Genomic DNA, 4886 nt, shown 5'->3' with positions numbered 1-4886 from the left:
GCCAAACGATCTTCCTCTGAGATAATTACATAACTCAATCCATCAATACGCTCACTTGGTCCAGTAAGTGCTAATTGCTCGATTGAATGACGCGCTTCTTTATAGTTCGATTRTACGCTCCACATATCATTTAATGAAAGGTCTGTACGTACAGACTTTCCAACAGCATCTAGCATATCGCCTGCTCTTGTAATAGAAGAAACTTGCGCAGCTTCTTGAATCACAGCTTCAACAATTTCACGTTGACGATCATTACGACCGAAGTCACCGCGCGAATCAGCTTTTCTCATTCGTGAGTAAGCTAGGGCTTGTTCCCCGTTTAAAACATTCTCCCCTTCATTAAACTGGTGACCACTTTGAGAGAAAGCAAATTCATTATCAACTGTAACTCCACCTAGAGCATCAACAATTGAAGTAAAACCTTCCATATTAACACTCACATAGTGATCAATCGGAACATCTAAGAAATTCTCAACGGTATCAACCGTCATTTTAATTCCGCCCCAAGCATAAGCATGGTTAATTTTTTCCGTCGTGCCACGTCYGATTAATTCAGTACGTGTATCACGAGGGATACTCAGCATCTTAATCGACTCTTCTTTAGGATTAACTGTTAAAACAATAATCGTATCTGATCTTCCTGAATGCGCTTCTCCTGTTGAGTCAACCCCTGCAATTAAGATCGATAGTGGGTCTTGATTATCTAWGTTAACTTTTTCTGTTCGTTTATCTGACTTGTCCGAATCTCGTTCTAAAGGCTCATGAATTTCGTTGGCTGTACTCGTGACGGAGAAGTATAGATACGCTCCATAACCAACCACAGAGAGAAATAAAATCCCTAATATAATACCGATAATTTTTAACGATTTCTTCATTAATATACTCTCGCTTTCTATTGAAAAATAACATCTATTGGTAAATTACTTAAGGTCATTATAATCTCCTATCTGGTAATAGGCAAATAGAACTTTTAAATTGGTAGAAACTTTTAATATGAGTAAACTAATTGTAAAAAACACAATAGTTTTCGAAAAAAACCGTAAATCTTTGACAAATTATGATATAATCTCTTATGTTGCATTTTAACTGATTTTAGGGGGTTTCTACGAAGAATGGAAGAAACAATAAGTKTAAAAGATATTTACAACACCTTGCGAAGACGCCTAATGCTTCTTATAGTAATACCGATTATTGCCGTTGTTCTCGCAGGTCTTGTTAGTTATTTAGTCCTGACACCAATTTACCAAAGTTCAACTCAAATTCTAGTGAACCAAACGCAGCAAGACCAATCATTTTCTCAAACTGATATTCGAACGAATGTAGAACTGATCAATACCTATACCGTTATTATTAAAAGTCCAACCATCCTTGATAAAGTCATTGCAGAAGCGAATCTTACTGAGAGTTTTAGTGATTTAAACAATAAAATATCTGTATCAAGTGAAAATAACTCACAAGTTATGAATATTCGAGTGGAACATGAGCGTCCGGAAGTAGCTGCACAAATTGCCAATACGATTGCGACTGTGTTCCAACGTGAGATTGTTGAAATTATGAGCGTTGATAATGTCAGTATTCTATCTTCAGCTCAAGTATCGGATAGTCCTTCACCAATCAAACCAAATCCTACATTAAATATGGCGATTGCTTTTGTAGTAGGGTTAATGACGGCTGTAGGGATTGCCTTCTTATTAGAATTCTTAGACACAACGATTAAGAGTGAAGAAGACATTGAATCGCTATTAGAGTTACCGATCCTTGGTGCGATTCCTGATATGGATAAAGAAATTAAACGTGATTTGAAGAAATCAAGCTAAGGAGTGACAACTGTGGCACGACCAAACAAGCAAGTGAAAGAAAACAACAAACGAGGCTTGATTACTCATACAAATAGAAAGTCTCCCATCTCAGAACAATACCGGACGATTCGTACGAATATTGAGTTTGCTGCCGTTGATGAGCCGATTCGCACGATTGTTGTCACATCTACAAGCCCAGGTGAAGGGAAGTCAACGACATCTGCTAACCTAGCAGTTGTGATGGCGCAAAACGGCAACCGTGTCCTTTTCATTGATGGAGATATGAGAAAGCCAACTGCTCATTACACATTTGGGGTATTGAACACGAAAGGCTTGRCGAATGTCCTGACTCGTCAAGTGTCACTAGAAGAAGCAGTTAGTCAAACAAAAATAGAAAATCTAGAAATCTTAACTTGTGGACCTATTCCTCCGAACCCTGCTGAGCYATTAAACTCAAAAGGAATGGAGTTACTTCTTGAAAAAACAAAAGAGCAGTACGAAGTGATTATTATCGATACACCACCAGTGATGGCCGTAACGGATTCACAATTACTAGCGAATAAATGTGATGGTACAGTCTTAGTTGTATGTAGTGGGAAGACCGATCGCCAAATGGCACTTAAAGCGAAAGACTTACTTTCTCAAGCAAAAGCTAAACTACTAGGTGTCGTTCTAAACAAAAAAGAAGTAAAACCTGGAGATAATTATTACTATTATTACGAGTAGATCAAAAGAAATAAACTACTTTTTCTTTCAATTGAATTATGCTACTATTAGACAAGTATTTACAATAAAAGCAGCATTTGCTAGTAAGCARCAAATGTTGTTTTTTATTTTACCTCGATGCTAAATAATGATAGAAAATAGATAAATAAGACCTATTAGTAAGACAAATAGGCCAAAAAGGAGAGTGTAGAATGATTGATCTCCATTGTCACATATTACCGGGCTTAGATGATGGCCCCAAAACAATAGAAGAAAGTATTGAAATGGCAAGACTTGCACTAGATGAAGGTATTACACAGATAGTTGCCACACCGCATCATCAGCACCCGACGTATTCAAATGATGCAACGATTGTGCGCCAGACTGTGATTGAGCTAAATAACAGATTATTAGAAGAAAACATAGATTTGAAGATTCTACCTGGTCAAGAAGTGAGGCTTTACGGAGAAGTAGTAGAAGACTTAGTGAATAAAACGACAATCACCCTTGCTGATCACGAGATGTATTTGTTTATTGAATTTCCTTCTAATCATGTACCACGATACGCAGCCCAATTATTCTATCAGTTACAAATGAACGGATACACGCCAGTCATTGTTCACCCAGAACGAAATAGTAAACTACTAGAGAATCCGGACAAGCTTTATGATTTTGTGCAAAATGGTGTGCTCACTCAAGTCACATCATCAAGTCTAACTGGACATTTCGGCAAGAAGATTAAACAGTTCTCTAACCAATTAATCGAAGCAAATCTAACTCATTTTGTAGCATCAGATGCTCATAATGTCGATTCTCGTCCATTTAGACTAAGAGAATCGTATGCAGAAATTGCACGGTCGCATGGTGAAGAGAAGGTACTCTACTTCCAAGAGAACGCCCAACTAATTGTCGAAAATAAGCATGTTATTGTGGAGCCACCTGAACAGATTAAACGTAAAAAATTACTAGGAATCTTTTAAATGAATGACAGGCGATGTCTCCTTGCCTATATCGACGGAGGCACTCGGCTATGCTGTGGGTTGTGCGACAGCCTTAGACTTGAATTGTCAATGGCATGGTGTGAGGAGGGGTTAAATGCCTCGTGGGGAATATCCCCAATAACTTTTATTAAAAGCCTTAGCTAGTGTCTTTTGTATGCAAGAGGCACTAATTAAGGTTTTTAAAATGAATCATTTAAGCATTTGTTAAAAATTGAAAGGGGGCAAATCTATGAGTTATAAAAAGCGTATTGCTTCATTAGTATTAGTCGATTCACTCATCGTTATTTTGTCTATTTTCTTAAGTTACTTTATCTTACTACCAACAGGCAGTCCATTTACAACCGTCATCATCGTCAGCTCGATCGTCTTATTCCTTAGTCATCATTTGTTTGCTCATATGTATAAGCTATACAAGCGAGTCTGGCAATATGCGAGTATCGGAGAATTAACAGGTATATTCAAAGCCGTGACCTTCTCTGTTCTCTTAACAGCCGTTGCCCAATTCATCCTCATCCAAGATATCTACTTCCGTACACTTGCCGTCACCTGGATGATGCATATTCTCCTCATCGGCGGTTCAAGGTTCTCATGGCGCCTCTACCGAGATACATACATCAAACCAAAATTAGGTGGGAAACGCACCTTAATTATTGGCGCAGGCAGTGCCGGCACAATGGTTGCCCGTCAGCTACGTAATAGCAATGAGTCAGACCTTGATCCAATCGGCTTTATCGATGACGACAAGAATAAATGTCACTTAGAAATTCTTGATCTACCTGTATTAGGCAATATTAAAGAAATTGGAAAACTAGTCAATGAATACAGCATCGAGCATATCATCATTGCTATTCCTTCACTCGGACGTCAATCAATGAACGAAATTTTTGCTCAATGTACAAAAACAAAAGTGAAAACACAGGTGCTACCAAAAATGGAAGACCTGATTACAGGTGATGTTGAAGTCAACCAATTCCGTGATGTCGAAGTAGAAGACCTTCTCGGCCGTGAGCCAGTTGAGCTTGATATTGAGGGTATTGCTGATTATATTTCGAATAAAACAATCCTAGTAACAGGTGCAGGAGGGTCGATTGGTTCGGAATTTTGTCGCCAAATTGCCCGTTTCTAGTTCCAGCCGAACCAGGATGAAACGACAGTTCCAATCGGCACCCCGATGACGTTCGCAAGGGTAAAGCCACCGAACACGAATGAGATGGCAAGTCCGCGCTTTGCTGCCGGCATGGTTTCACTTGCCACTATCATGGCTAGGGAGATCAGAACCCCAGTCACAATGGCTGTCAAAATCCGAAAAGAAAGTAGCATCGTGTAGGATGATGAAACGGCGCACAACGCATTGAAGAGAATGAAAGCCCCTATTAAAAAC

5 protein-coding genes and 1 pseudogene are annotated in these 4886 nt (G+C 38.9%); 4 read left to right on the top strand and 2 right to left on the bottom strand.

Features of this window, described 5'->3' with window-relative positions; all coding sequences use genetic code 11:
- The coding region (locus AB685_RS26395) for an LCP family protein (protein WP_047973566.1) at positions 1-875 on the bottom strand (875 nt) is incomplete at its 3' end.
- Between the two features lie 237 nt (positions 876-1112).
- On the opposite strand from AB685_RS26395, the gene AB685_RS26390 reads away from it, so the two are divergent.
- The 4 genes from AB685_RS26390 (at position 1113) to AB685_RS26375 (ending at position 4631) form a co-directional block, all read left to right on the top strand.
- Positions 1113-1817, top strand: a complete 705-nt coding sequence (locus AB685_RS26390; protein ID WP_047973565.1) for a Wzz/FepE/Etk N-terminal domain-containing protein — start codon at positions 1113-1115, stop codon at positions 1815-1817.
- Between the two features lie 12 nt (positions 1818-1829).
- Positions 1830-2525 carry a CpsD/CapB family tyrosine-protein kinase gene (locus AB685_RS26385; protein WP_047973564.1) on the top strand — a complete coding sequence of 232 codons (696 nt, stop codon included), beginning with the start codon at positions 1830-1832 and terminating at the stop codon, positions 2523-2525.
- A 191-nt stretch (positions 2526-2716) separates the two neighbouring features.
- Positions 2717-3484, top strand: coding sequence for a CpsB/CapC family capsule biosynthesis tyrosine phosphatase (locus AB685_RS26380; RefSeq protein WP_047973563.1), 768 nt, complete (start codon positions 2717-2719; stop codon positions 3482-3484).
- 250 nt (positions 3485-3734) lie between these two features.
- Positions 3735-4631: a polysaccharide biosynthesis protein gene (locus AB685_RS26375; protein WP_047973567.1), complete on the top strand. Its 897-nt coding sequence runs from the start codon at positions 3735-3737 to the stop codon at positions 4629-4631.
- On the opposite strand, the pseudogene AB685_RS26370 reads toward AB685_RS26375, so the two are convergent.
- Positions 4631-4886: pseudogene (locus tag AB685_RS26370) on the bottom strand (MFS transporter); the annotation flags it as partial. The gene AB685_RS26375 and the pseudogene AB685_RS26370 overlap by 1 nt on opposite strands.

Source organism: Bacillus sp. LL01, from assembly GCF_001037965.1.
Note: the sequence above shows the minus strand (reverse complement) of the source record. Positions and strands in the feature narration are given on the sequence as shown.